Source organism: Neptunomonas marina (assembly GCF_004005935.1).
In the GTDB taxonomy this organism is placed as follows: Bacteria; Pseudomonadota; Gammaproteobacteria; order Pseudomonadales; family Balneatricaceae; genus Neptunomonas; species Neptunomonas marina.
Genome location: NZ_SACQ01000001.1, coordinates 670,042 through 693,536, shown reverse-complemented (window position 1 = coordinate 693,536; position 23,495 = coordinate 670,042). Strand labels below are relative to the sequence as shown.

Annotated in this window: 26 protein-coding genes and 1 tRNA gene; 15 read left to right on the top strand and 12 right to left on the bottom strand. The window is 50.1% G+C overall.

All coding sequences use genetic code 11. The features are described 5' to 3' along the window. Positions 1 to 38: 38 nt before the first annotated feature. Positions 39 to 461, bottom strand: a complete 423-nt coding sequence (locus tag EOE65_RS03255) for a thermonuclease family protein (RefSeq protein ID WP_127692853.1) — start codon at positions 459 to 461, stop codon at positions 39 to 41. Positions 462 to 774: 313 nt separating this feature from the next. Between EOE65_RS03255 and EOE65_RS03250 the strand changes: the two genes are divergently transcribed. From EOE65_RS03250 to EOE65_RS03180, 15 genes are all read left to right on the top strand, one after another. Then, entirely contained in the window at positions 775 to 963 is a 189-nt protein-coding gene (locus EOE65_RS03250) for a hypothetical protein (protein WP_127692852.1), read from the top strand. A gap of 5 nt (positions 964 to 968) precedes the next feature. Next, complete coding sequence (locus tag EOE65_RS03245; protein WP_127692851.1) at positions 969 to 1,208, top strand: hypothetical protein; 240 nt, start codon at positions 969 to 971, stop codon at positions 1,206 to 1,208. Positions 1,209 to 1,223: 15 nt separating this feature from the next. Continuing rightward, positions 1,224 to 1,478, top strand: coding sequence for a hypothetical protein (locus tag EOE65_RS03240; protein WP_127692850.1), 255 nt, complete (start codon positions 1,224 to 1,226; stop codon positions 1,476 to 1,478). Next, complete coding sequence (locus EOE65_RS03235; RefSeq protein ID WP_206052593.1) at positions 1,475 to 2,362, top strand: PD-(D/E)XK nuclease-like domain-containing protein; 888 nt, start codon at positions 1,475 to 1,477, stop codon at positions 2,360 to 2,362. Before EOE65_RS03240 ends, EOE65_RS03235 begins: the two co-directional genes overlap by 4 nt. After that, on the top strand, positions 2,359 to 3,237 hold the full coding sequence (locus tag EOE65_RS03230) for a recombinase RecT (RefSeq protein ID WP_206052592.1): 879 nt from the start codon (positions 2,359 to 2,361) through the stop codon (positions 3,235 to 3,237). Before EOE65_RS03235 ends, EOE65_RS03230 begins: the two co-directional genes overlap by 4 nt. Before the next feature lie 2 nt (positions 3,238 to 3,239). Continuing rightward, positions 3,240 to 4,316: a DUF1351 domain-containing protein gene (locus tag EOE65_RS03225; protein ID WP_127692849.1), complete on the top strand. Its 1,077-nt coding sequence runs from the start codon at positions 3,240 to 3,242 to the stop codon at positions 4,314 to 4,316. Between the two features lie 171 nt (positions 4,317 to 4,487). After that, a complete protein-coding gene (locus tag EOE65_RS03220) occupies positions 4,488 to 5,063 on the top strand; it encodes a 3'-5' exonuclease (RefSeq protein WP_127692848.1) in 576 nt (191 codons plus the stop codon). Positions 5,064 to 5,135: 72 nt separating this feature from the next. Beyond that, positions 5,136 to 5,342: a hypothetical protein gene (locus tag EOE65_RS03215; protein WP_127692847.1), complete on the top strand. Its 207-nt coding sequence runs from the start codon at positions 5,136 to 5,138 to the stop codon at positions 5,340 to 5,342. Between the two features lie 10 nt (positions 5,343 to 5,352). After that, a complete protein-coding gene (locus tag EOE65_RS03210; protein WP_127692846.1) occupies positions 5,353 to 6,030 on the top strand; it encodes a hypothetical protein in 678 nt (225 codons plus the stop codon). A 1-nt stretch (position 6,031) separates the two neighbouring features. After that, positions 6,032 to 6,946 (top strand): recombination-associated protein RdgC, encoded by a 915-nt coding sequence (locus EOE65_RS03205; RefSeq protein ID WP_127692845.1) that lies wholly within the window; start codon positions 6,032 to 6,034, stop codon positions 6,944 to 6,946. Continuing rightward, complete coding sequence (locus EOE65_RS03200) at positions 6,943 to 7,563, top strand: hypothetical protein (protein ID WP_127692844.1); 621 nt, start codon at positions 6,943 to 6,945, stop codon at positions 7,561 to 7,563. The genes EOE65_RS03205 and EOE65_RS03200 overlap by 4 nt, the downstream gene beginning before the upstream one ends. Beyond that, positions 7,560 to 7,832 carry a hypothetical protein gene (locus EOE65_RS03195; RefSeq protein ID WP_127692843.1) on the top strand — a complete coding sequence of 91 codons (273 nt, stop codon included), beginning with the start codon at positions 7,560 to 7,562 and terminating at the stop codon, positions 7,830 to 7,832. Before EOE65_RS03200 ends, EOE65_RS03195 begins: the two co-directional genes overlap by 4 nt. 16 nt (positions 7,833 to 7,848) lie before the next feature. Then, positions 7,849 to 8,244, top strand: a complete 396-nt coding sequence (locus EOE65_RS03190; protein WP_127692842.1) for a hypothetical protein — start codon at positions 7,849 to 7,851, stop codon at positions 8,242 to 8,244. A gap of 53 nt (positions 8,245 to 8,297) precedes the next feature. After that, positions 8,298 to 8,762 (top strand): hypothetical protein, encoded by a 465-nt coding sequence (locus tag EOE65_RS03185; RefSeq protein ID WP_127692841.1) that lies wholly within the window; start codon positions 8,298 to 8,300, stop codon positions 8,760 to 8,762. 75 nt (positions 8,763 to 8,837) lie between these two features. After that, entirely contained in the window at positions 8,838 to 9,050 is a 213-nt protein-coding gene (locus EOE65_RS03180) for a helix-turn-helix transcriptional regulator (RefSeq protein WP_127692840.1), read from the top strand. Here EOE65_RS03180 and EOE65_RS03175 read toward each other — a convergent pair. The 11 genes from EOE65_RS03175 to EOE65_RS03125 form a co-directional block, all read right to left on the bottom strand. Next, positions 9,001 to 10,239: a tyrosine-type recombinase/integrase gene (locus EOE65_RS03175; RefSeq protein WP_127692839.1), complete on the bottom strand. Its 1,239-nt coding sequence runs from the start codon at positions 10,237 to 10,239 to the stop codon at positions 9,001 to 9,003. The two genes, EOE65_RS03180 and EOE65_RS03175, sit on opposite strands and share 50 nt — an antisense overlap. A 206-nt stretch (positions 10,240 to 10,445) precedes the next feature. Then, positions 10,446 to 10,521: transfer RNA gene (locus EOE65_RS03170), tRNA-Ala, on the bottom strand. Positions 10,522 to 10,618: 97 nt separating this feature from the next. Next, the gene (locus EOE65_RS03165; protein ID WP_164846998.1) at positions 10,619 to 11,887 is read right to left on the bottom strand and encodes a GGDEF domain-containing protein; all 1,269 of its coding nucleotides are present in this window, start codon (positions 11,885 to 11,887) and stop codon (positions 10,619 to 10,621) included. 255 nt (positions 11,888 to 12,142) lie between these two features. After that, positions 12,143 to 13,624: a glutamate--tRNA ligase gene (gene gltX / locus EOE65_RS03160; RefSeq protein WP_127692837.1), complete on the bottom strand. Its 1,482-nt coding sequence runs from the start codon at positions 13,622 to 13,624 to the stop codon at positions 12,143 to 12,145. A 90-nt stretch (positions 13,625 to 13,714) separates the two neighbouring features. Further along, entirely contained in the window at positions 13,715 to 14,077 is a 363-nt protein-coding gene (locus EOE65_RS03155) for a hypothetical protein (protein ID WP_127692836.1), read from the bottom strand. 157 nt (positions 14,078 to 14,234) lie between these two features. Beyond that, a complete protein-coding gene (locus EOE65_RS03150; RefSeq protein WP_127692835.1) occupies positions 14,235 to 15,641 on the bottom strand; it encodes a sensor histidine kinase in 1,407 nt (468 codons plus the stop codon). Then, complete coding sequence (locus tag EOE65_RS03145) at positions 15,638 to 16,534, bottom strand: ABC transporter substrate binding protein (protein ID WP_127692834.1); 897 nt, start codon at positions 16,532 to 16,534, stop codon at positions 15,638 to 15,640. The genes EOE65_RS03150 and EOE65_RS03145 overlap by 4 nt, the downstream gene beginning before the upstream one ends. Further along, a complete protein-coding gene (locus EOE65_RS03140) occupies positions 16,535 to 18,565 on the bottom strand; it encodes a TonB-dependent receptor plug domain-containing protein (RefSeq protein ID WP_127692833.1) in 2,031 nt (676 codons plus the stop codon). It lies immediately after the preceding gene. Positions 18,566 to 18,578: 13 nt separating this feature from the next. Next, entirely contained in the window at positions 18,579 to 19,220 is a 642-nt protein-coding gene (locus EOE65_RS03135) for a LuxR C-terminal-related transcriptional regulator (protein ID WP_127692832.1), read from the bottom strand. A 194-nt stretch (positions 19,221 to 19,414) separates the two neighbouring features. Next, on the bottom strand, positions 19,415 to 21,631 hold the full coding sequence (locus tag EOE65_RS03130) for a YgiQ family radical SAM protein (protein WP_127692831.1): 2,217 nt from the start codon (positions 21,629 to 21,631) through the stop codon (positions 19,415 to 19,417). A 98-nt stretch (positions 21,632 to 21,729) separates the two neighbouring features. Further along, on the bottom strand, positions 21,730 to 23,373 hold the full coding sequence (locus EOE65_RS03125; protein WP_127692830.1) for a fatty acid--CoA ligase: 1,644 nt from the start codon (positions 23,371 to 23,373) through the stop codon (positions 21,730 to 21,732). Positions 23,374 to 23,495: the final 122 nt, after the last annotated feature.

Sequence of the window (23,495 nt, the reverse complement as noted above, 5' to 3'; positions counted from 1 at the left end):
AAGACGCCAGATAGCGCTAGTCTTGCAACAGAGAAGCCCTAATCACACCACCCTTCCCTGCGCTTTTTATAGCGCCGTGCCAGCTTCTGCTCTAGGAGCTGGCTTCCAAGATCCACTCCATCGACAAACACATCAGCTATTACCCGAAAGTACTTTCCTCGACGAATGTTTCTAAGCTCCACCCTACTCCCTGCTCTCAGTACGCTTACACTGAACTGCTTGGCTTCTCGTGCTAGCTGCTTTTCATAGGGGCACTTCCCGCGCAACTCTGGCGTATCGATTTCGTTGATTCTGACGGTAATGCCCTTCCCAAGGATCGGTGGCCACTCGTCGATATCCACCTTAAACGAGTCACCATCAATCACGGTGCCAACACGATCTACAACCACATCTCCATATATCTTTCCCGCCATCGCTGCCGGAGATAGCAACAGCAACAGCACCAAAATTCCCTTTTTCATCGAGACATTTTAACACGCTGAATGTTGAGACTCTGATTCGATTGTATAAAGAGCCGATCAATAATGGTTAAACTTTTTGACAAAAAATCTTGCATGTTTTGTTTAATTCATTATTCTTTATGTCAAGAACTTTAACCAATCGTGTAGGCGACTTACCTACCCAACTTAGACCCGCAAGGCGTAAGCCAAACCCCGTAGCGGCGAGTTGCGACCGAATCTGCATAGATGGATAGGTGTGACGGGCGTGTTAAACCACGTTTATTTCTGAGAAGGCAGCCGTAACTGTCTTGCCAGAAACAAACAGGAGAACACTATGGAACGCCAATCCCAGCGGCAACCTAGCCGCGATTACCGCGTGAGAGTGCTGCACGGATACGGCGCACCTCACACTTCCAGCTTGATAGCAAATGAGCAGCGCGTGCGAGCTTGGCTCAACCGCAAGGCTTACAAAGCCGCTATGCCAGCTATCCAATTTGAAATCCCAATCTATAAACCGGAGTAACTGCCATGGACAGCATGACCGTTTACATCGTCACAAACTGGCTCAGTCCTCATGAGCAACGGGTAACCACCATCAAACCAGATGATCTCGATCTCAAGTCAGGCACGGTCATCTTGCAAGAGCTTGAAGTTGCGAAGGTGCAAGGTGACCAGCTAGATGCAGCTATGAAACGCGGCTTAGCTCAGCGTGAAGTCGTTCAAAAGCTCAACCACCCAACGTCACCAGCTGATTGGGTCTACATGTAAGGATTGGAGGACAACATGGACTACATCACTCTGGAAGAAATTGCTTTAGTCCTGATATCAGGCGGCAGTTATCGCACCGGCCCCGGCACTTGGGACGTGATCGACTTCTCCGACGTAGAGGAAAAGATCACCGAAATGGACGGCGAGAACGGCGCCTGTGACGCCATGTTATATGGCGAATTAAAGCAGATAGCGGCTGAGCAAGTTGCTGCTGACACCATCGAACGCATCGCCGCATGGAATGACTGCATTGTGGAGGACGCAGCATGAACATGCCCGCAAATCCATTCGACTTATTAGAACAAGATCAACCGGCCATTGGGTCGGTTTTTTGTGCGCCTGGCTTCTATGAAAACCTCAGTAACGCCGACTATCACGCAGGCGAAGGCATTAGCAAAAGCGGCTTAGACCTTATCGCTCACTGCCCTTCCTCGCTTCCTTGGTCGAAAGAAGCGCCAGTTGACGACCAAAAGCTTAAAGCGATGGACTTTGGTTCCGCCCTGCACTGTCTTCTGTTGGAACCGCACAACTTCAACAGCGAGTTTATCATCGCGCCAGATTTTAACCGGCGAACAAACGAAGGCCGAACCCAATGGGAGGCTTTCCAGCAAGAGCATGACGACAAAATCATCATGACCGCCGACGAATGGCGACAGCTGCAAATCATGCAAGGCAGCGTTATGGCACACCCAACTGCTCGCTGGATCTTCGAGCAAGCAGGTATCAATGAAGCATCGATTTACTGGACCGATGATGAAACCGGTGAGCTTTGCCGTATCCGACCAGACCGCATTCTGACCAATCACCACATCATTGTGGACGTTAAGAAGGTAGAGGGCATGGATCGGCTAGAAAAACATGTCGAAGAGTTTCGCTACCACGTGCAGGACGCTATGTATTCCGAGGGATACGAGAAGCATTTTGGAGTGCGCCCGCAGTTCCTATTCCTAGCAGTGAGTTCTAGCGTTAGTGCCGGTCGCTACATGGTTGATGTCGTGGAACTGCCTGACGACTGGAAGCAACGTGGACACGAGCTTTATCGCGAAAACCTAGAAACCTACCACCGTTGCCGCGTCGAAGACGACTGGCTTCATATTAGATCACTTGAGCGCCCCGCTTGGGCCATTCGTCAGGATGAACGGAGATTGTCATGAGTAATGTTGCAACCATTTCACAACAAACCACCCCTCAGAAAAGTCCATTCGCAGTCATGGCGAGCCGCCTGAACATCGATGAGCAGGAAACTCGCTCTTTGATGACGAATACGCTCATGAAAGCCAAGAACAATGGTCAAGTAAGCGATGGCGAACTGATTACATTTCTAGCCATTGCTAATGAGTACCGTCTGAATCCTTTAACGAAGGAGATCTATGCCTTCAATAACCGCGGCGCGATTCAACCAATTGTGTCCATCGATGGATGGTTAAAAATCATCAATGAGCACACGCAGTTTGATGGTATGGAGTTTTCGGACTCACTAGATGCCAATGGTGCTTTATCTGCTATTACATGCCGTATCTATCGTAAGGATCGCCAGCGACCGACAGAGGTGACCGAATACCTAGATGAGTGCAAAGGCACGTCGGAGCCATGGAAAAAATGGCCCGCACGGATGCTAAGGCATAAAGCCACTATTCAAGCAGCTCGTTACGCTTTCGGTTTGTCAGGCATCATTGATGAAGATGAAGCAGAACGGTATCGACAAACCACACTCGTCAGCGAGCGCGAGGTAAACCCAGCAGCAAACCAATCATCCCTGAAAAGTCGAGTGGGCAATTCAAGCAAGGCAGAGGCCCAATCAGCCTCTTTGGGCAGTCAAAAACAATCTATGCCGAGCTTTGACCAGCCTCCCCCAGTCGACCAGCTGCTAAAAGAGCTCCAGGTATGCACTACTAAAGAAGACCTAGATCAGTGGAAGGCCGCAGCTACGCAATGGCCAGAAGGCAGTGCTGAGCGCACCTCACTCATCCAGTCTTATAAAGACCACTGTTCAAACTTATCTCACGCCGCACAAAATCAGGAGCAATAACCATGTCTGCAGCTGAAAAAATGGAACCTCGCCAAGCCACTGATCTGGTGGTAATCAATACAACTCCTGCTGCTATTGCCTTCAACTTTGAAGAAACCAAAGCGTGGCTAGAGAGCGAATTAAAGCAGTACGACGTTGTGGTCACCGCTGACACGCTGGCAGGCTCAAAGAAGCTTGCAACCGAGCTCAATAAGATGGCCGGTGATATCGGCAAGCGTCGCCGCGAAGCTGTCGAGAAAGTCAGCGGCCCCATTCGAACATTCGAGGAGCAGGCAAAAGCTCTTGAGAAAATGTGTAAGGACGGACGGCAGCGCCTGCTTGATCAAGTAAAGGTGTTCGAGGACGAAACGCGTGCTCTGGCCAAAGCAAAGTTAGAAGAGCGCCGTCTAAGCGAATGGGAGCTTCATGGCGTTGAGGATGAATTCCGTCATACGCAGATCGAAGACCTAATCAAAATTACCGCACTAACAAAAACAGGCAAGTTAACGGCAGGCTCGCTTAACGAAGTGCAAAAACGGGTTCAAGCCGACAAGCAACTTCAGCAGCAAACAGAGATGCGCCTGCTACAGCTCGAAAACCAATCTTACAAAGCCGGTTTAGCTGCGCCTCTCACCCGCGCTCACATCGAAACATTCCTCTTTGCTTCTGATGAGGACTACAGCCAGAGCCTTGAGGCAATGCTTCAATCGGAGCTGCAGCGCCAAAAAGTCGCCGAGGAAATGAGCCGCCGCAAGTTTGAGGAGGAACAGCGCCGAAAAGAGCAGGAAGCACAGCGCGAGCCTGAGCTTAAACAGCAAACTGAAGCTCATTCACCGACTGAGCCCCAAACTGTGCATGAGCCCGTCACTATGGAGACTGAGCCAGTTCAAGCCGTTCCGGTGGCTACTGTTAGTAAGCATGCATACGGCGATCTGAGTAAAGCGCACGCCGCAAACATAGTGGAATGCTCGCGAGATGAAGCAGAAGGCTTTGCCGTCCAGTTATCTAACGAAAGCTGGAATATGCCTATCGGTGTATGGGTGCCCGGTGAATTGGTCGCAATCGCATACTGCGGCGGAGTATTCCGCAAGACTGAGTAGCCAGTTATGGACACTTATTGCATTTACCTCAACGGAAGGCTGATCACTACGATTGGCCTTTCTTGTTTTCCACGCAGCAAAGGAACAGCCATCGCCACTCGGCACGCACAGCAGCTGTTTCGCAGTACAAAAGTTCGCGCCGTTCTGGCGCGCTAATTCTCGGAGAAAGTCATGAATACGATTCTATTTTACGATGCCGAAACAACTGGTTTTCCTGATTGGAAGTCCCCTTCTGGCAGCGAGCATCAGCCACACTTAGTCCAGCTGGCCGCGATTTTGGCAAATGCAGATACCCGCGAAATCATCTCGACTGTAGATCTCATCATCCAGCCAAACGGCTGGGAGATCCCCGTCGAGGTATCAGAGATTCACGGCATTACCACAGAGATTGCCAACAAGGTGGGCGTCAATGAAGCGGATGCGCTGGCAGTCTTCATGCAGATGACCGGCGGCAAGCGCGTGGCGCACAACAAGACGTTCGATCAGCGCATTATCCGCATTGGTCTGAAGCGCTATGGCTATACCGATGAAGCGATTGACCAGTGGGGCGATAAAGAAAACCACGACTGCACCATGCGGATGGCTCACCCCATTATGCAGCTGGGCAAAAATCCGAAGCTGTCTGAGGCCTACCTGCACTTCACTGGCAAAGAGCTTCAGAACGCTCATACCGCGATGGCTGATGCTCAGGCCTGTATGGAAATTTACTGGGCCATTGAAGATCAAGCTAAGGCTTCAGCTGCTTAGACCGCTTTTTGAAGCCCCTATTGCTGGGGCTTTTTATTTGCCAAAAGTTGCCTAACACAAGGTGTGTCAATCATGAGTGACAACCACATTATTTGCGCGATGCGACCGGGGCAAGAATACACCTCGGGCCTACTTGCCAAGCTATGTAATGCCAAGCGCTCCGCTGTGACTAGAGAGCTGTACGAAGCGTATCGGGGGGGGGTAGTCAACCGATACAAGAAAAAAGGCGTGCGCGGTTTTGTGTACGTCTCAAAGCAACTGAATCTTGAGTTTGAATAAGGATAGCAGGATGGATATTAAAGCAATCGTCGACGCACAAGTCTCCGAAATGATCAAAAGCGGAGCACTACAAAAAAGCATTTCAGATCAAGTCGAGAATACAATCAACCTCGCCGTATCTGAAGTCTTTTCTCGCCACGGGGAGTTTCATAAGTCCCTTGAAACCGTCCTGAAAGAGATCGTTCGGATTGACCCGAATGATTTTTCCATTCCCGAATACAACCAGCAGATGCTAGTAGGAGTTCGGGAAAAACTAGGGAATCTATTTGCGGGCCAAGCAGCAGAAAAATTCAATGCTGAGATAGATGCGTTACTAGCCCCAGCACCTAAAGAAATCAGCCTTCACGAGCTAGTAAGCAATGTGTGTGAGCTTTGGCGCGATTTTGAATCATATGAAAAAGATGACTGGCTAGATGAAGTTGATATCGATTTTGAAGAAAATGATGGTTGTTTGAGGGGCTCTTACAACCTCAAAATGCGCGCTGGTAGCGAAGACAAGGTGGAGCTTTATATCAGCGGCCATACGATCCGCATTTCTCATCGATTTGAATACAACCCAACCGCAGCTTTTAATGCAGTAGATAGCTACATCTTCAAGCTTTATGCAGCGGGCACCGTCATTACAGACATAGATGCTTTTTATATAGATAGAGTGGATGCCTCACTGGGTACTCAGGAGGAATGGTGAGATGTTCTTCAAAAACCTAATCCCGTACCAGCTTAAAGAAGGCTTCACCCTAACGCCTGAAGCACTATCTGCTGCGCTGAGTGAACACGTTTTCACGGGCTGTAAAAGCCAAGAACTCGGGCGCTTTGGCTGGACAAAACCGCATAGTGCCCTCAACGACGACGCGCTAGTGTTTGCAGCCCATGGTGCACTACTAATCTGTGCCCAGAAAGAAGAGAAGATCCTGCCACCAAAGGTGATAAAGAAAGCGCTCGATGAACGAATCGCCGTGATCGAGCAGAACCAAGGGCGCAAGGTATATCGAAAAGAAAAGCTGCTGCTCAAGGATGAGATCATCCTCGACCTACTGCCGCGCGCCTTTAGTAACTACACACAAACCCGCTGCCTGATCATTCCTGCCGCAGGCTTGATCATGGTCGATAGCGCCACACATAAACCCGCAGCGCAACTGCTAAACCTACTGCGTAACAGCTTAGGATCATTGCCAGTGGCTCTGCCAGATGTGCATCACTCCCCTGCAGTTGTCATGTCCGAGTGGTTAAAGCAGGAGCGAGAAAGCCGCCCGTTCACGTGCGAAGACGCCTGCACGCTAAAAGCCGTAGGCTCTGAGCTGGGATACGTGCGCATCAAAGACCAAAGCGTATTTGATGACGAAGTAAAAGCCCATCTGGAAAGCGGGTTACTCGTAGATCGCCTATCCCTCACTTGGGATAACACCATCAAATTTGCACTGGACGCCGACCTATCTCTCAAAGGCATCCACTTAACAGAAGAGTTATTGAAAAAGCTCAATGACGAAAAAAGCGACGAAGACCCGCTAGCGCGACTAGATAGCGACGTTGCCCGCATGGCGCTGGAATACCAGAAGCTATGGAAGGATCTCAGCGCGGCATTTGGTGGAGTGGTGAAGTCATGAATTCCGTCGATCTAAAACATTGGTGCGCTGGGGAAGATGATCGGCGCACCTACCTCAGAGAGCCGATGCTCCACAAAGGCTTTGCCGTTGCAACAAATGGGCATGTGATAATTCTAGTTCCCGTGCTTGAAGGTAGCAGCGCGGGCCTAGCAACCCCTAATGCAGGCGTCGCGAGGTTTATTGATGCGCATGGGTTTACTGAAATGCAGGAGCTCAACCCACTAAGCGACAGCATCCAAAGCCCCGAGATGTCAACTTGTACAGAATGTGAGGGCACAGGGCATGTAACTGACCTCACATGTCGAGAATGCAATGGTAAAGGAACTGTCGAGTTCGAAAATGCCTACAACGACTATAAAGTCGAATGCGCATCATGCAATGGGTCTGGGAAAACTAGATTAGCGGGCGAATGCACAGCATGCAACGCGACCGGTAAACGATACAGAGATCATGATTTCGTTGATATCGAGGGAATAAAGATCCAGCCCAAGTACTTCAATCTGCTCAAGTCACTGCCTGGAAACCTCAGTGTACAGGGAGCGCCTCCTTCAAGAATGCTCTACTTCCATTCAACGGAAGGCATGCGTGGCGCAATTATGGGGATGGATACGGTATGAGCACACCAGACTCATTCAACGCCGAAGCCTACTGGGCAGGCAAGCCACATAAAAAGTGGGTGGTGTTCGTTTCCAAGGTCCGTGGCCATGGCAAGCCGGTTAAGACCGAAAAGCTTTACGTGGGAGCTAAAAACTACGAAAGCGCGTGCAAAACAGCCAAAGCAAACAGCATGTTAACGGGCCGAATCACTACCGTAGCGCGCTTGGCGCATCCAGCAGATCTGGGGTGCGTCAGCGTCCGCCGTAGAACTGATTGTTATACCGATTGAGTAAGAGGCAAGAATTATGAGCTACCTAGTAAAGGTAATAGATCAAGACCATGAGCTAAATGGACTAGCTGTGCAGGGAAGCTGTATTTATTACGACATTCATCACACCGGCGAATCACCTGATTTATTTCTTTTGGAGCATGAGGGTCAGACATATCGAGTGTTAAGTACTCAGATTGATGCCGAGCATTATTCAGAGCAATTGCTTAAAGAAGAGGAAAAGCGCCTCGGATTCTCATTAGGGGATACGGTCATTATTACAGAGGGTGGCAGCGGCTCATATGGGCGAGACTGGGACTACAAAGCGCCCCACAAGATTACAAAAATAGATAGCTCAGGTCATGTTGAATTTGATGGGGGCAGCTCTGTTGGCGGCGCTTCGATCTTCAGACCAAAAGTGAGAGCGGTATAACATCACCTGTTCGCGCGCCACAGATCACGCGCACCAGACAAAAGGAATCAACCATGGCATATGCCGAATCAACATCGGTAAGCACCGATAAGAGCCGCGCCGAAATTGAAAGGACGCTACAAAAATACGGCGCCGATCAATTCATGTACGGCTGGGACCAAGAGAAAGCGGTAGTAGGGTTTCGCATGGCTGGGCGGCAGATCAAGTTTCTGCTGCCAATGCCCAGAAAGACGGCCTCTCTATTCACCGAAACACCCACTGGCAAAGCACGAACGGAGTCGGCAGCACATAAAGCATGGGAGCAAGCATGCCGTCAAAAATGGCGGGCATTAGCGCTCGTTATCAAAGCGAAGCTTGAAGCAGTTGAAGCCGGCATAGCCATTTTTGAAGATGAGTTCATGGCCAACATCGTACTGCCGAACGGCGCAACCGTAAGCCAATTCATGCTCCCTCAAATTACAGAGGCATATCAAAAAGGAAGCATGCCCAAGATGCTGCCAGACCTGAGTGATGACTAACATGAAGCCAAAGTTAGGCAAGAAAGCCAAGAAACAATTTCTAAAGTGATGCATCAGTAAAGAGGAACGCTATCAATGACGACAACTGCAGCAGAAAAGGTAGATCGAGTCCTGCCCATAAAAGAGGTTATGTACCGGACTTCGCTGGGGCGCAGCACCATCTACCGTCATATCGACAACAACACATTCCCGAAGCAGATATCCCTTGGAGGAAAGCGTGTGGGCTGGTTAGAGTCATCTATTCAGAACTGGATTGATGCTCAGCACCAAAACTCCGTTGAATCGTAACTCCCTGCTTTTTCATCTCCCTCAGGCTATCAATGTAGTCAGCCCAAGACTGCATCATCTCGCGTCTCTGGTTTAAGAATGAAGTGCGGTTATAAGCTCGACCATTTGCGTCCCGCACTTCATGAGCCAACTGATGCTCAATCCACTCAACACGATAGCCAAGCTCCTCATCTAACAACGTACGCGCCATGGCCCTAAAACCATGCGACGTCATCATCTCTTTTGTATATCCCATCGTCCGTAACGCCACCCGAACAGCATTCTCAGACATACAGCGACTATTACCCCTAGCAGACGGAAAGACATATTTAGACCGCCCAGTGATCGGCTTTAAGGCCTCCAGCAGCGCGAGGCTTTGAGTAGCTAAAGGGATAATGTGGTCTCGGCGCAGCTTCATGCGAGAGGCCGGAATAGTAATCAGTGCCCCTTCAAAATCAACATCAGACCATTCCAGTGAGCGCACCTCAATCGGTCGGCAAAACCAATATGCAGAACATGCTAGCGCAGTCTTAACAATGACTGTTCCCTCGAACAGCTCAATATCGGCCATCAATCGCCCAGCGGCATCGGGATCAGTAACTGCCGAGTAATGCTGCGGCCTATTCTTCTCGAGCGCGCCGATCAAGTCGCGAGCCGGATCATGCTTGCAAACCTGTGTAATGATTCCGTATCTAAATATCTGAGAGCAAGTTTCGCGCATACGATGAGCTGTATCATTTTTGCCCTGAGCCTCAGCAATTTTTATTGCCTCTAGGACATCCAACGGCCCCATCTTTGCGGCTTCAAATCGACCCAAGTACGGCACTATCCAATTGTCGATCATACTCAGCATGCGCTTTTCCGTGGTCGGGGCAACGTCCTTTCTCTTTACCTCAAACCACTCACGGGCCAGCTGTTCAAATGTATGAACTTCCGCAGCACGCGCTCTTTGCTTCTTTACTATGCTAGGATCGTTACCCTCGGCCAACGCTGCTTTCGCTTCTGCTGTTTTGGCTCTCGCTTCTTTAAGAGAGATCTCTGGATAAACGCCTATTGAAAGCAGCTTCTCTTTACCGTTAAATCGATACTTGAGTCGCCAATACTTGTGTCCTTTCTTCGTCACAAGAAGATAGAGGCCTTGCCCATCAGCCTGTTTGAAGTCCTTTTCTCGTGGCTTAAGTGCTTTAATCTGCTTGTCAGTTAAGCGCATTGCAGTGCCTCTATCTCATTGAATACACGGAGTTTTTCAGCTTGGGAGCACATACCCCCTTCTGAAAATCAGATACCCCATTATATACCCCCGAAATCTCTGGGCTAGGGGTAGATATATTGGGACAATGAGAGACTTAAAACAGATGTTAAGCTACTGATATTTAAAGAAATTAGGACTTTAAGAGATTATGCGAGAAAAGGGATTGGTGGAGCCTAGCGGGATCGAACCGCTGACCTGTTCGCTGCCAGCGAACCGCTCTCCCAGCTGAGCTAAGGCCCCATTTGACGTGCTCGAAGAGTGTTGCTGAGCACGCCGCTATAATCCCATATCTATTTTTGTAGTCAAGCTTTTTTCTTGGTTTTCAAGGTGTTGCTTGCTACTTTCTATCTTGTTCCACTCTATTTTCGCCTGCTCTACTCAATGCACGCTCGGCGCGGGCAAACAGCTCGTCAGCATAGCTTTCATCACAGAACTCAGCAACGCCGATACTAAATGTTATCGGTATCATACTCTCTGGTGCCAACGCGCTTGCTGCGTATTTGCGGATCGTTTCGGCCCTCTCCAATGCTTGCTCTGCAGGCATCTCAGGTAGCAGGATAGCTAAGGAACCCGCATGGTATCGGGCAACAATATCGACTTTACGGCCCCCCTCAACAACAGCCTTTGAAACATCGCTCATCAAGCGATCACCAAAGCTATTTCCGTGTCCATCAGTCAGCTCTTTATAGCGATCCACGGCAATGACCATCAGCGTCATTTTATGGCCAAAGTAACGACAGCGCGCAAGCTCGCGCTCGGTTTGGTCCTCGAAGAAACGGCGATTATATAAACCTGTTGCACTATCAACGGAGGCTGCTTCTCGTAGCTCTTCCATCAAACGTGAGCGCTCTGAGATATCTCGCAGCACAGCGGTCATTTCGGTTTGTGTACCCACCTGTATCTTGGAGATCGTCACTTCCAGTGGAAACTCAGTGCCATCGCTACGTAGCCCTGTTACTGCTGCCCGCGTGTGCATCGGGCGGGACATCACCGGCGAGTGCTTAAATCCTTCCATATAACCGTGGTGACCATGGCGATAACGCGCTGGCATGAGGTCCGTTAGCGGGCGGCCGATGGCAGAATCAGGTTTGATACCAAACATATCTCCCGCAGCCTGATTAAACATTTTGACTTGCTGCGATTCATCAATGGAGATAATACCGTCATAGGCTGTGTTGATGACCGCTTCAAAGCGACGCAAGCTGGTATCGAGCGAACGTTCTAGCTCTTTCTTTTCGGTTATCTCAATGCAGGTATTCATCAGGCGGCGAACCTCCCCTTCCCGCGTGAGCAGTGGAGAGTATTGAAAACGCCACCAGCGGGTTCTGCCATGGCGCTCGATAACCACCTCTGTCTCAACAGAGCGCTGGCTATCTAAGCACTCTTCAATGGCAGGTTCTATTTGTGACGCAACATAGCGTGGCAATACCGAAGCGAGATCATGCTCAACAAGCCCAGAAAGGCGTTGATCGACAATCTCTTGAAAACGCGAATTGCCGCTGACGAATAGCAGCTTCCCTGAATAGCTGCGCTCCCAGATAGAAATAGGAGCACCCACCGCTTCCAATGATGCGGCCAAATCGACATGTTTACCTGTTAAAAACACCGTACTGCTTAACCTCATGTATGTAATTGGTAACAGATGCTACCGATAGCGTGAAACAAAGTACACGCCGCCGCGTAAAATAGTTTCCGCTAATGAACTGCTGTAAACACTCAAGTCCGCTCAGTAATCGCTGGACAGAGGTATCTCGGGCGTAAGACGAAGGGGCTGCTAGAAAAACAGCGCAGCTGTCGCTTAAATTCCAGATACAAAAAAGGCCTGCGTTTGCAGGCCTTGAAGATGAGCTCTTCGCTTACATTACAGCGCTTTGAACTCTTTCTCCCAGCGCTTGGCTTCTTTCTTAGAAGGGCCGCCTAGCAGATTAACGGCGTGACGCAGGCGAGCACGGCTCATATCTGGGCCAAGAATAGACATGGAGTCCATTACCGAGACAGTCTGGTTCGTACCCGCGATGGCGATAAACAGCGGGAAGAGGAAGTCGCGCAACTTATAACCCATCTTTTCAGACAGGCTCTTCAGCTCAGCAAACAGGTGATCTTTTTCCCAGTTGTTTTCAGTATCCAACAACCAAACGCTAAACTGCAGGATTTTCTTCGCATCATCCAAAGTCACGGACTTATGTTCAAAGTCAGACTCCCTTAAATCCAACATGCCAGACAAGAAGAAGCTAGCCAGTGGCGCCACATCAGAGAACTTCTCTACACGCTGCTGGATCAACGGCACGATCTGCATCAAATATTCTGGGTTGAGCGCCCAAGCTTGATACTTCTCGGCAAAAGCCGCCGCATCAAGGTCTTCACGCATCCATAGTCCGTTTAGCCAGCTGAGCTTTTCTTGGTCAAACACTGGACCACCGAGTGACACACGCTGAATATCAAAGTTGGCGAACATCTCGTCACGGCTAAACTTTTCGCGTTCATCCGGCATCGACCAACCCATACGGCCTAGGTAGTTCAGCAACGCCTCGGGTAAGTAACCCATGCGCTCGTAGTAGAGGATGCTGGTTGGATTTTTACGCTTAGAGAGCTTTGATTTGTCTGGGTTGCGTAGCAGTGGCATATGGCAAAGCTGCGGCATATCCCAGCCAAAGTATTGATAGAGCAGCTTATGTTTCGGTGCGGAGTTGATCCACTCCTCGCCACGGATCACGTGGGTGATCTTCATCAGATGATCATCCACCACATTGGCAAGGTGGTATGTTGGCATACCATCGGACTTCAGTAGGATTTGGGCATCAACCATTCCCCAGTCCAGCTCGATATCGCCACGCAGCATATCGTTAACAACACACACGCCCTCCTCTTCAGGAACGACCATACGGATAACAAATGGCGCGCCCTCGGCTTCGCGCTTCGCGACTTCCGCCTCTGGCAATGCTAGATCGCTTTGCTTGAGCGCCGTGTGCTGGCCCTGCTCACGACGTACTTCTCGCAGTTCATTTAGCTCCTCTGCTGTTCGGTAGCAGCGAAATGCTAAGCCTTTCTCCACCAGCTCAAAGGCATAATCCGCATAGATATCTTTACGTTCACTTTGGCGATAAGGGCCGTGCGGGCCGCTAACATCAGGGCCTTCATCCCACTCAAGCCCTAACCAACGCAGCGAATCTAAAATCTTTTGTTCAGACGCTTCGGTACTGCGGGTTTGGTCAGTATCTTCGATACGTAAGATAAATTCACCGCCATGCTGGCGTGCGAAGGCGAGGTTGAAAAGTGCGATATAGGCCGTGCCCACATGAGGATCGCCCGTAGGAGACGGAGCGACGCGTGTACGTACTGTCATTAATAAACCTGCTGAGTTAGCGAACTATCGAGAAAAAACAACATTATAGCGATGCAGCTCAGCGGTTGCTATGGACAACCTAACGATGTGCTATTTATCCAGATCAATCACAATATCGATTTGCGCGGCATCCGTTAGCTCAAGCTTTTCAAGATGAGGCTCTCCCGCAAAGCCGGTTACACGCAGCCAAACAACAGAGCAGGCATGGTCATCATAAGGGATGTGAAAGCGCTCTAGCTGACCATGCTGATGTGTCCGTTTACGCGCAATAACGGTTTGATCTCGTAACATTTCAACCCACAAGCCTGCGCCGCGCGTGCCGCCCGTTTGTTTAACGCGCACCTTCACGACGTGCTGCTGACCTATATTATCCCGCGCCGCGCTAAACGGTGCGCTGAAGGTAGCAAATGTCATCAGGAGGGTGGCTATGAGCGCGATGTTTATCCCATTCATTCGCTGATATCCCTATTGGTAAGATGTTCAGCATGCAAACTGCAGATGCGTTAACGATAATGAATAGGCTAACAGGTACGTATTTAACTCGGGTATAGCCAAACAGGGTTATAGTGGCCAGCTGAAAACCACCAATAATAGTGACAGAGATCGCAACCTAGCGCGCCAGTGGCGCCTTCAGAAGCGCTTGGCACCCACCCACCTCTGAGCGACTAAAGACCATCTCTCCGCCTAGTTCGTTGGCTCGCCATTGCATGTTCTTAATACCGTGCCCTACGCCGTCGCCACAACCTGAGAAACGGCCGTTATCGGCCACTTTAATCACGATATCATCGCCGTCTTGATAGACGGAAAAGTCTATTTCTGATGCGCCAGCATGTTTATAGATATTGGTGAAAAGCTCTTGCAAGATTCGCAACACATGCAAACTCTGCTGGGGTTGTAGGTTGATGTCATCAGCACAACTATCCACGCGCCAGTTTAAGGCGATCCCCGCCAGAGCCAGCTTGCGCTGGTTACGATACTTAAAGTCTGCCAACAGCGCCGAAAGGTCATTCGCACTAACATTTAACGAGTTGATAATTAGGCGGAAATCATCAAGACACTCTTTCAAGATCGTCGCTATGTTGCGCCCGACTTCCGTCTCCTTTTCCCGCTCGATCATGGCGATTGAGGCAACCAACTGTCCACCAATACCATCGTGCATATCTTTCATAATACGGGTGCGCTCATCCGATATCGCTTTGGATCGTTCCAGCTCAATCGTCTCCTGACGTTGAGCAGCCAGCTCTTGGTTACGCTTGGATAACTCAGATACCGTAATATTCAGCGATTGCGTCGCGCGACTAATGCGTTGCTGCAGGTCTTTCTCGTTCTGCTCAAGTGCCGAGGCCATCTCGTTAAAGCTGCGCTGGAACTCTAGCAATTCACCATGCCCATTTTCCGCACTTCGGGCGGCAAACTGCTTCGCTTTAATACCCCGCGCGGCCTGCATCATGGTTGAAAGGGAGCGCGTGATATGACGACTGGAGATAAAAGCCAAAATCGTTCCAAAGATCGTCCCCAAAATAGCGATGATCAGCACCCGCAGATATATTTTGACGCGCTGTTCGTCTGCCGCACTATTGGACAGGCCTATCTTCACATAACCGAGGAGTTCAGCCTTTGTGCTGTCATCAGTAATCGTTGCGAAATCATCCAGTTCCGCTGGCTTGGAAAAGATGGGTACTTCGTATCGGTTAACGCTACCTTGCGCGGCATTCGTGCGCTCCAGCAGTAAGCGGCGCTCGCTATCATAGAAGGTGATCGACACCATCCCATCGGTCTTGATCATCAGCTCAGCGACATCTTCGAGCTTATCCGTATCACCTGCGAAGAAGAAAAACTCCGACATGGCGGACACTTGCTGAACCAGGTCATTCCCGCGTGTCGCTGTGCGCTCTTCGAGGCCATCTAACGAATCCATCAACATGAAAGAGGTCACCAAAACGATAACGAACACTACCGGGGCAATGGCATTGATGACCAATTGGTTCTGAATCGAGGCGAATAAGCGCTTTATCATGGCTCACCCTCCAACCGATCAACATCAACGCGCAGGGCACGAGCAATGCTTTTATTCACCTCAACTTGATAATCCGCATAGTGGATACCTGGGTCGGTAAAGCCACCCGCACTCTCCCACTGCGTGATCATTTTGGCAGAGCGATCAACAAGCTGATCGAGCGTGGAGTACGCCGAGATCAGCGCGCCAGCTTTGAGAAATGCTTTAGAGTAGCCAATCACCGGTACTTGAAATGCATAGGCTTGGCGCAGCATCCAGCGCGCATTATTACCCGACCAAACTTGTTTGTCTTTTACGGCTATCACAGCAGCGGCATTGAACAGCGCAGGTTCAATGACTTTCGCAGCCACCTCTCCCGCTTCGATCAAGATAACCTCTAAATTCTGGCGCTGGCTTTGGGTTAAACGCTCAACCTGCTCAAGCATGACATCGTTATCATCACTGACAACCAAGAGCATCTTCTTACGATAACTTTCACTTTCACGCAGTAACTGGGCGACTGAAACTAACCGATCTAATGGTTGATCAACCACCACCGCTGCCCAAGAGGGTGCGTTTTCATGCGGTAAAATATCAGCCAGCAACGGCGATTCCACGAACACAAACAGAATCGGGTTGGGAAGTTTTTGATGTATTAGCGCTTTTGCCGCCTTTGCACCCACGGCCACCAACAGATCGCTAGGCGCAATACCTTGCTGCCAAGGCTGATCTAATAGATGCGCGTCGATATGGAGCTGCGCATTAAGCTGTGCAACGCGTTGGCTAATCTTTTCGTGAACGGTACTAAAGATGCCATTTTGCGAGGATAAAATAAGATGCACTTGGCCCTGCGCGAGGCTTAATCGCGGCACGCAAAACAATATCAAGAGCAACAGCAGATAGAGAGCGCGCATCTAGAACTCGGTTAGCGTGAAGCCAATGTAATAGCGCGGCTCTATTTCTTGATCTGTGCGAAATTCGTTGTATGCACCATTCAGTGCTTGTCCTGCGACGAACAGCTTGAGTTCGTGTTTAGCCGAGATCGGAATACGCCTAAAAATAGCGGCATCAACACGCGTATGGCTGGCAACTTTATCGCCACGGCTTAACCAACGCGTTGCCGCCAAATGATATACGCCTAAACTCACTTGCCAATCACCAAACTCCTTTGAGCCCAGCACACCAAAGCTGTTGCGCGGTGCTAACTGATCATAGGAGTCTATGCGTTCGGGATTGAAGCGCGCCGTATAGTTGGCTTTATCATCAATAAGATTGAAGTGCCCGCGGATAAACGTGCGCTGGCTGGGACGATACATCACCTCACCTTCAAGGCCTGAGGCAGTATATTTAGCTGCGTTGCTAATGACCTTTACGCCGTCCCCGATAAAATCCTCCACCGAGTCGTCGCGCACATACCAAATCGAATCAGAGCGCTTCTCGTGGTAGGCCTTCAGCTCCCAACTGAGCGGATATTTTATCGAGCGGCCAAGGTAGCCAACTTCAATATTATCGATCTTCTCAGCGCGCAGATCCGGGTTATTTCGATACAGCTTATCAATCACCACGCCATTGTCTAACGCAACATCCCAGTCGCCGTTGCGCTCTAGCAGCGATGGCAAACGATAAGCGCGCGCCGCGGACAAGCGGATCGACTGCTGCTTGGTCAACTCCCAATTAAGGCTGGCGCGTGGCGAGAAATAATCGTGCCGACCTTCATCTTTCTCCCAAAGCGCACCGAGATTGAGCGTAAGGCGATCACCAAGGGGGGACTGCATATTACCGAACGCACGGTAGCTGATACCCGAATGCTCCTCCTCAATGCCTGCATAGTAGGAGCCTTTTAACCGATCATAGCGAACCGCTCCCCCTGCGATAAACTGTAAGCCCTGCTCGTTAATCCAGCTGTACTGCAGTTCAGCATCCGACTTCACGCTTTTGTTCGCTTCGATACCGTAGTGAATAATCTGATTATCCGTACCAAACAGACTTTGGAACACGTCGCTTGATAAACCTGCTGCTGCACCAATCGGGTTGCTATCAGCAGCATCGTCTTCAAGGTGCACGTTGTGATACAGGTTAAACGTTAGCGCTCCTTGTTTAGACAATGGCCGCTGCCATTGCAATTGCCCAAACCAGCTCGTCAAACGATTCTTGCGCGTTTCTAGCAGGTTATCGGGCATAGGATCCGAGCGGCCACGATTGACTGCAAAGCTCAGATCCAAGGTATCTTGTTCAAATAGATAACTACGGGAATGAAAGCTCAGAGTTCGATAGTCGATATCATCATCAAGCCCATCATACCCGCTGCTTTTATTGACCGATGCAGAGATCCGGTAATTCGAAACACCCACATTATCCGATGCACGCACCAGCATATAGCCGTTATCGTCAGAGCCATAACGCCCAGTAACCGCATAACGAGCATCCAGCTCCGGCGCAATAGTGATGATATTAATTGCCGCTAAAAATGAGTTCGAGCCGTAGGCTGATGGCGAAGGGCCGCGCACCACCTCAATCCGCTCGATATCCTGAAGCTGGACACCTAAGCTGTTCCAATCGACGACTGACAAGCTCGGCAGATACGTTGAGCGGCCATTGACCAAAACTTGCAACCCGTTAGGGTATTCCCACCCGCCACCGTGGTAGTTAACCGCCTTTACTCGGCCATTAATATTCGCCACATTAAATCCAGGTACAAGCCGCATCAGATCAGAGATATCGGTAAACCCAGATGCCTCGATCATGTGCTTATCGATAACGGTGACCGCCGACGGCGTGTTTAAGATCGATTGGTTTAAGCGGCTCGCACTGACCACAACCGGTAATTGGCCAAATAACTCGTCGCCAATCAGCTCCTCATCCGCCCAAACCGATGATGAATAGGTAAACGTACCAACAACAGCTTGAGCCAATACAGCGCAAGAGCAGAAGCGAGAGACCGACATATTAACAACCCGACTAAATAATACCTTTGCGTGTAGCTTCGTAGATCGCTTCGGCACGATTACTAACCGAAAGCTTTTTGTAGATGCTCTTCACGTGCGCATTGACCGTGTGAAACGACACATGGAGCATTCCGCCAATCTCTTTCGAGGTATACCCCTTGCTCACTAACATCAGTATCTCGTGTTCACGCTTACTAAGGCGCTCTTCAAGATCGTCCGCCGTCGATGTCGCGAGTGATAGCTCTTTTAGCAAATAACGTGCAATGCTCGGACTGATGGGTGAACCGCCTTCGAGCATTTGCGTAATCGCAGAGTTAATTTCGATAAAATCATCATCTTTAAGCAGATAACCTGATGCGCCAGCCCTTAGCGCTTTAATGACATGCCCCTCATCACCGAAGATGGTGATAACAATTGCAAGCTTGGTACGGACATTAGGAAGCTTAAGCATCTCGATAAGTTCGACGCCGTTCCCATCTGGAAGGTCGAGATCGGTAAGGAGTACTTCAGGAGAGCGATCTTGGAGGATCGTCGCCGCTGACTTGCAGGAGCCGACCGAGCCGATCAAACGAAACTGATTTCCCTGAACAATCGCGGTTTCCAGACGTTCGCGCGTTGCTTCGCAGTCTTCAACAATAAGCAGTGTTGGTTTCATGCAATCCATTCTTATCATAGTTAGCGGGGCGCAACGGCCACCTTGGGCCTGAACTAACGATCAGGTGATGGGCAAAACTTAATGCCAGCTGATTGCTTAGTCAATTAACAAATGTGGCTATATTAATCTATGATAAGGGCGTATTCGCCGCCCAATACGCCCTTACAAAGCACGCACCGGGCAGCGTGATCAAGCTATCGCGCCATTTTCTTTGGACTGCGCTGCTGGCCTTTCTTAGTCGACTTCTTAGCCGCTTTCTTACGCGCCAACGCGGTTGGACGTTTAGATAGATCAATACGCGCTGCCGTGGCAGCGACTTTACCTTTCTGAGTCGCCGGCTTAGCGCGTTGTTGTGCTTTCTTTGGCTTCTCTTGTGCTGGCACTAGCTGCCAATCGGCACTGCCAATCAGATCTGCCCGCCCCATCTCTTGCAGCTGCTCGCGTAAGGCTGGCCAGTTCTTCTCGTCGTGGTAGCGCAAAAACGCTTTCTGAACACGGCGTTGCTCACTGTCGCGCGGGATATAGAGCTTTTCGCTCTTGTAATTCACTTGTTTCAGCGGATTACGCTGGGAGTGATACATCGCGGTTGCTAGCGCCATTGGCGATGGATAGAACGTTTGCACCTGATCCACACGGAACTTATGCTCTTTCAGCCAGCGCGCTAGATTCAGCATATCCTCATCTTCGCAGCCTGGATGCGCAGCGATAAAGTAAGGGATCAGATACTGCTTCTTACCCGCTTCTTTCGAGTACTTGTCGAACATCTTTTTAAAGCGGTCATAAGTACCCATGCCCGGTTTCATCATTTTCGAGAGCGTACCCTCTTCACTATGCTCCGGCGCTATTTTCAGGTAACCACCCACATGATGAGTCACAAGCTCCTTCACATACTCTGGGTCTTCTACTGCTAAGTCGTAACGCAGGCCTGATGCAATTGCCACGGTATGGACGCCGTCAATCTTACGAGCTTTGCGGTAAAGTTCCGTTGTCTGGCTGTGATCAGTTACCAAGTTCTTACAAATCGTCGGGTAGACGCAAGACAGTTTCCGGCAAGACGCCTGAATATCGGGATCATTGCAGTTGAGGTGGTACATGTTAGATGTTGGACCACCAAGATCAGAGATCATGCCCGTAAAGCCCGGCACTTTGTCACGAATCTCTTCGATCTCATTCAGCACCGACTCTTGTGAGCGGCTTTGAATAATACGCCCCTCATGCTCAGTGATAGAGCAGAAGGTACAACCACCAAAACAGCCACGCATGATGTTTACCGAGAACTTGATCATGTCATAGGCGGGAATCTTACGTGTACCATAGCTTGGGTGCGGAATACGCTGATAGGGCAAACCAAATACACTGTCCATCTCTGCTGTTGTCAGCGGTAGCGGAGGTGGATTAGCCCAAATCTCTTTGCCACCATCACGTTGTACTAGCGCTTTAGCGTTGTGCGGATTTGACTCAAGGTGCAGTACTCGGGAAGCGTGCGCGTACAGGACCGGATCTTTCGATACTTTCTCAAAGGAGGGTAAACGGATATACGTCGCGTCTTTATCAAGGTGCTGCCGCCCCTTCAACGGTGCTGGAATGATCCGCAACGGCTGCACATCAGCGCCCTCTTCAGAGCGGTTCGTGCTGCACTTCTTCTCTTCCCCTTCATAGTCATAGGGGCTTTTTAACGCATCAATTTGGCCGGGCCAGTCAACACGCGAAGAATCCACCTCAACAAAGCCTTCGGGCACATGCTCACGCAGCACCACTGTGCCTCGTAGGTCATCAATCGCGTGCACAGGTTCACCCTGCGCCAAACGATGCGATAGCTCAACGATGGCACGCTCTGCATTACCATAAAGTAAGATGTCAGCACCGGAGTCGATCAACACGGAGCGCCGAACCTTATTACTCCAGTAATCGTACTGAGCAATACGACGCAGACTCGCCTCAATACCACCGATAACCAACGGTACATCTTTATAGCACTCGCGAATGCGCTGTGAGTAAACGATAACCGCTCGGTCAGGACGCTTTCCCTCTTGGCCGTCCGGTGTATAAGCATCGTCGTGGCGAACTTTAAGATCAGCAGTGTAGCGGTTGATCATCGAGTCCATGTTGCCCGCTGTCACACCAAAGTAAAGATTCGGGCAACCCAGCTCGGTAAACGCATCGGTAGAGCGCCAATCAGGTTGAGAGATAATACCAACGCGAAAGCCTTGCGCTTCGAGCACGCGGCCCATTACCGCCATACCAAAACTCGGATGATCGACATAGGCGTCACCCGTGACGAGAATAATATCGCAGCTATCCCAACCGAGCTGGTCCATCTCTTGGCGGGTTGTAGGCAGAAACGGGGCTGGGCCAAAGCATTCTGCCCAGTATCGAGGATAAGAAAAAAGATCTTGTGCGGTACGATTCATGAGTCTCGGGTACGTTGTGTGCTAAGCCCGCCATTGTCCCAGAATCAGATACCCCCCACCAGCGCAAAACCACCGGTGGGGATGAAAAATATGCAAGCTTACGCGATTACCTGCTCCCGAATGAGCTTTTTATTGATTTTACCCACACTAGTCTTAGGGATTTCGGCGACAATCGACACCTTTTCAGGTATTGCCCACTTCGCGATCTGCCCAGATTCAACATACTGCATGAGGTGTTGCTTCAACATATCGTGGGTAAGTTCTGTACCTTCAATGGGCACTACCATCGCATAAGGGCGCTCGCCCCACTGATCATCAGGCACACCCACAACAGCCACTTGGCTAACATTCTCATGTTGGCTGATCAAGCTCTCTAGCTCTAACGAAGAGATCCATTCACCACCCGTTTTAATAACGTCTTTAATACGATCCTTGATCTCTAGCGAGCCGTTCGGATGAATTGACGCCACATCGCCGGTGTGCAACCAACCGCCTTCCCAAAGCTCAGCGCTCTTTTCTGCTTCGCGGTAATACCCTTGTGTCAGCCAAGGTGTGCGCACAACCACTTCACCCATCGCCTCGCCATCATGTGGTTGCGGGTTGCCCGCCGGATCGATGATCTGTAGGTCCACCATTCCAATCGGTACACCGGTCAGAATACGGCGCGCCATTTGGTCATGCATGGGTTGGGAAAACTCATCTTTGCGCTGATATGTCATGGTAAGAATTGGGCACGTCTCTGACATTCCGTATGCAGTGATGAAGTGCACCCCTAAATCAGCCATGGTATTGGCTAAACCGAGCGTTGGCGCACTACCACCGGTCAGCATTTTCCAGCCATTAAAGTCAGCTGTTTTTGCGGCTTCACAATCGATAACCATCTGCAGAACAGTCGGCACGCCATGCGAGAACGTCACCTGCTCGTCCTGATACAGCTGAACCAACTTATTCGGTTCGTAACGGCCAGGGTAGACCTGCTTAACACCTAACATGGTTGCCACATAGGGAACGCCCCACGCATGCACATGAAACATCGGTGTCATGGGCATATATACATCTTCAGAGCGCAGCAGCGGCTGCCCTTCATAGTTACCCAGCGTTGATGCCATGGTTAGCGTGTGCAAAACCAATTGGCGATGCGTAAAGCAAACGCCCTTCGGGTTTCCAGTCGTACCGGTAGTATAGAATGTTGTTGCCACTGAATTTTCGTCAAAATCAGGGAAATCATATTGATCAGAGGCCGCGCCAAGCAGTGCTTCGTACTCTCCCAGCGTTGGCAGTGACGTGCTAGCGGCGCTATCTTGATCCGTCAGCTGTATCCAGCCTTTGACGGATGGCATTTGGTCAGCTAAAGGCTCTGCCAGTGCTAGAAAATCATCGTGAACCAAAACATAGTCATCTTCTGCGTGGTTCATCGTGTAAAGAATTTGATCAGGGCTAAGGCGAATATTAACGTGGTGAAGCACTGCTCCAATCATGGGAACAGCAAAGTAGGCTTCCAGGTAGCGATGGCTATCCCAATCCATTACCGCAACGGTATCACCCGCTTGCACGCCAGCTTCCGATAGTACATTGGCCAGCTTAGCGATACGCTTGTTGAGTGTGCGATAGTTGTAGCGCATCACATCGCTATAAACGATTTCACGATCAGGTTCGTAGCGCGCCCCAGATAGCAATAGACTTTTTATAAGCAGTTGATACTGATAAGCATTATCCGTTGGCGGAAGTATTTTAGTCTGCATTGTCTCTACCCTAGTTGTTTTTATAGTGGCGTGCGGGCTGCCATCCCGACAACCCACATCTTATGAGACTATTGTTTTTCGCCTATGTTTTGCAATCAATAACCGATTCGGCCATTGACTTA

Coding starts and splice junctions, on each gene's coding strand:
- EOE65_RS03235 (WP_206052593.1), top strand. CDS start 1,475: ATGAACATGCCCGCAAATCCATTCGACTTATTAGAACAAGATCAACCG.
- EOE65_RS03125 (WP_127692830.1), bottom strand. CDS start 23,373: ATGCAGACTAAAATACTTCCGCCAACGGATAATGCTTATCAGTATCAA.
- EOE65_RS03210 (WP_127692846.1), top strand. CDS start 5,353: ATGGATATTAAAGCAATCGTCGACGCACAAGTCTCCGAAATGATCAAA.
- EOE65_RS03220 (WP_127692848.1), top strand. CDS start 4,488: ATGAATACGATTCTATTTTACGATGCCGAAACAACTGGTTTTCCTGAT.
- EOE65_RS03135 (WP_127692832.1), bottom strand. CDS start 19,220: ATGAAACCAACACTGCTTATTGTTGAAGACTGCGAAGCAACGCGCGAA.
- EOE65_RS03240 (WP_127692850.1), top strand. CDS start 1,224: ATGGACTACATCACTCTGGAAGAAATTGCTTTAGTCCTGATATCAGGC.
- EOE65_RS03185 (WP_127692841.1), top strand. CDS start 8,298: ATGGCATATGCCGAATCAACATCGGTAAGCACCGATAAGAGCCGCGCC.
- EOE65_RS03255 (WP_127692853.1), bottom strand. CDS start 461: ATGAAAAAGGGAATTTTGGTGCTGTTGCTGTTGCTATCTCCGGCAGCG.
- gltX (WP_127692837.1), bottom strand. CDS start 13,624: ATGACAGTACGTACACGCGTCGCTCCGTCTCCTACGGGCGATCCTCAT.
- EOE65_RS03175 (WP_127692839.1), bottom strand. CDS start 10,239: ATGCGCTTAACTGACAAGCAGATTAAAGCACTTAAGCCACGAGAAAAG.
- EOE65_RS03205 (WP_127692845.1), top strand. CDS start 6,032: ATGTTCTTCAAAAACCTAATCCCGTACCAGCTTAAAGAAGGCTTCACC.
- EOE65_RS03155 (WP_127692836.1), bottom strand. CDS start 14,077: ATGAATGGGATAAACATCGCGCTCATAGCCACCCTCCTGATGACATTT.
- EOE65_RS03250 (WP_127692852.1), top strand. CDS start 775: ATGGAACGCCAATCCCAGCGGCAACCTAGCCGCGATTACCGCGTGAGA.
- EOE65_RS03195 (WP_127692843.1), top strand. CDS start 7,560: ATGAGCACACCAGACTCATTCAACGCCGAAGCCTACTGGGCAGGCAAG.
- EOE65_RS03200 (WP_127692844.1), top strand. CDS start 6,943: ATGAATTCCGTCGATCTAAAACATTGGTGCGCTGGGGAAGATGATCGG.
- EOE65_RS03190 (WP_127692842.1), top strand. CDS start 7,849: ATGAGCTACCTAGTAAAGGTAATAGATCAAGACCATGAGCTAAATGGA.
- EOE65_RS03245 (WP_127692851.1), top strand. CDS start 969: ATGGACAGCATGACCGTTTACATCGTCACAAACTGGCTCAGTCCTCAT.
- EOE65_RS03180 (WP_127692840.1), top strand. CDS start 8,838: ATGACGACAACTGCAGCAGAAAAGGTAGATCGAGTCCTGCCCATAAAA.
- EOE65_RS03150 (WP_127692835.1), bottom strand. CDS start 15,641: ATGATAAAGCGCTTATTCGCCTCGATTCAGAACCAATTGGTCATCAAT.
- EOE65_RS03215 (WP_127692847.1), top strand. CDS start 5,136: ATGAGTGACAACCACATTATTTGCGCGATGCGACCGGGGCAAGAATAC.
- EOE65_RS03145 (WP_127692834.1), bottom strand. CDS start 16,534: ATGCGCGCTCTCTATCTGCTGTTGCTCTTGATATTGTTTTGCGTGCCG.
- EOE65_RS03140 (WP_127692833.1), bottom strand. CDS start 18,565: ATGTCGGTCTCTCGCTTCTGCTCTTGCGCTGTATTGGCTCAAGCTGTT.
- EOE65_RS03130 (WP_127692831.1), bottom strand. CDS start 21,631: ATGAATCGTACCGCACAAGATCTTTTTTCTTATCCTCGATACTGGGCA.
- EOE65_RS03225 (WP_127692849.1), top strand. CDS start 3,240: ATGTCTGCAGCTGAAAAAATGGAACCTCGCCAAGCCACTGATCTGGTG.
- EOE65_RS03230 (WP_206052592.1), top strand. CDS start 2,359: ATGAGTAATGTTGCAACCATTTCACAACAAACCACCCCTCAGAAAAGT.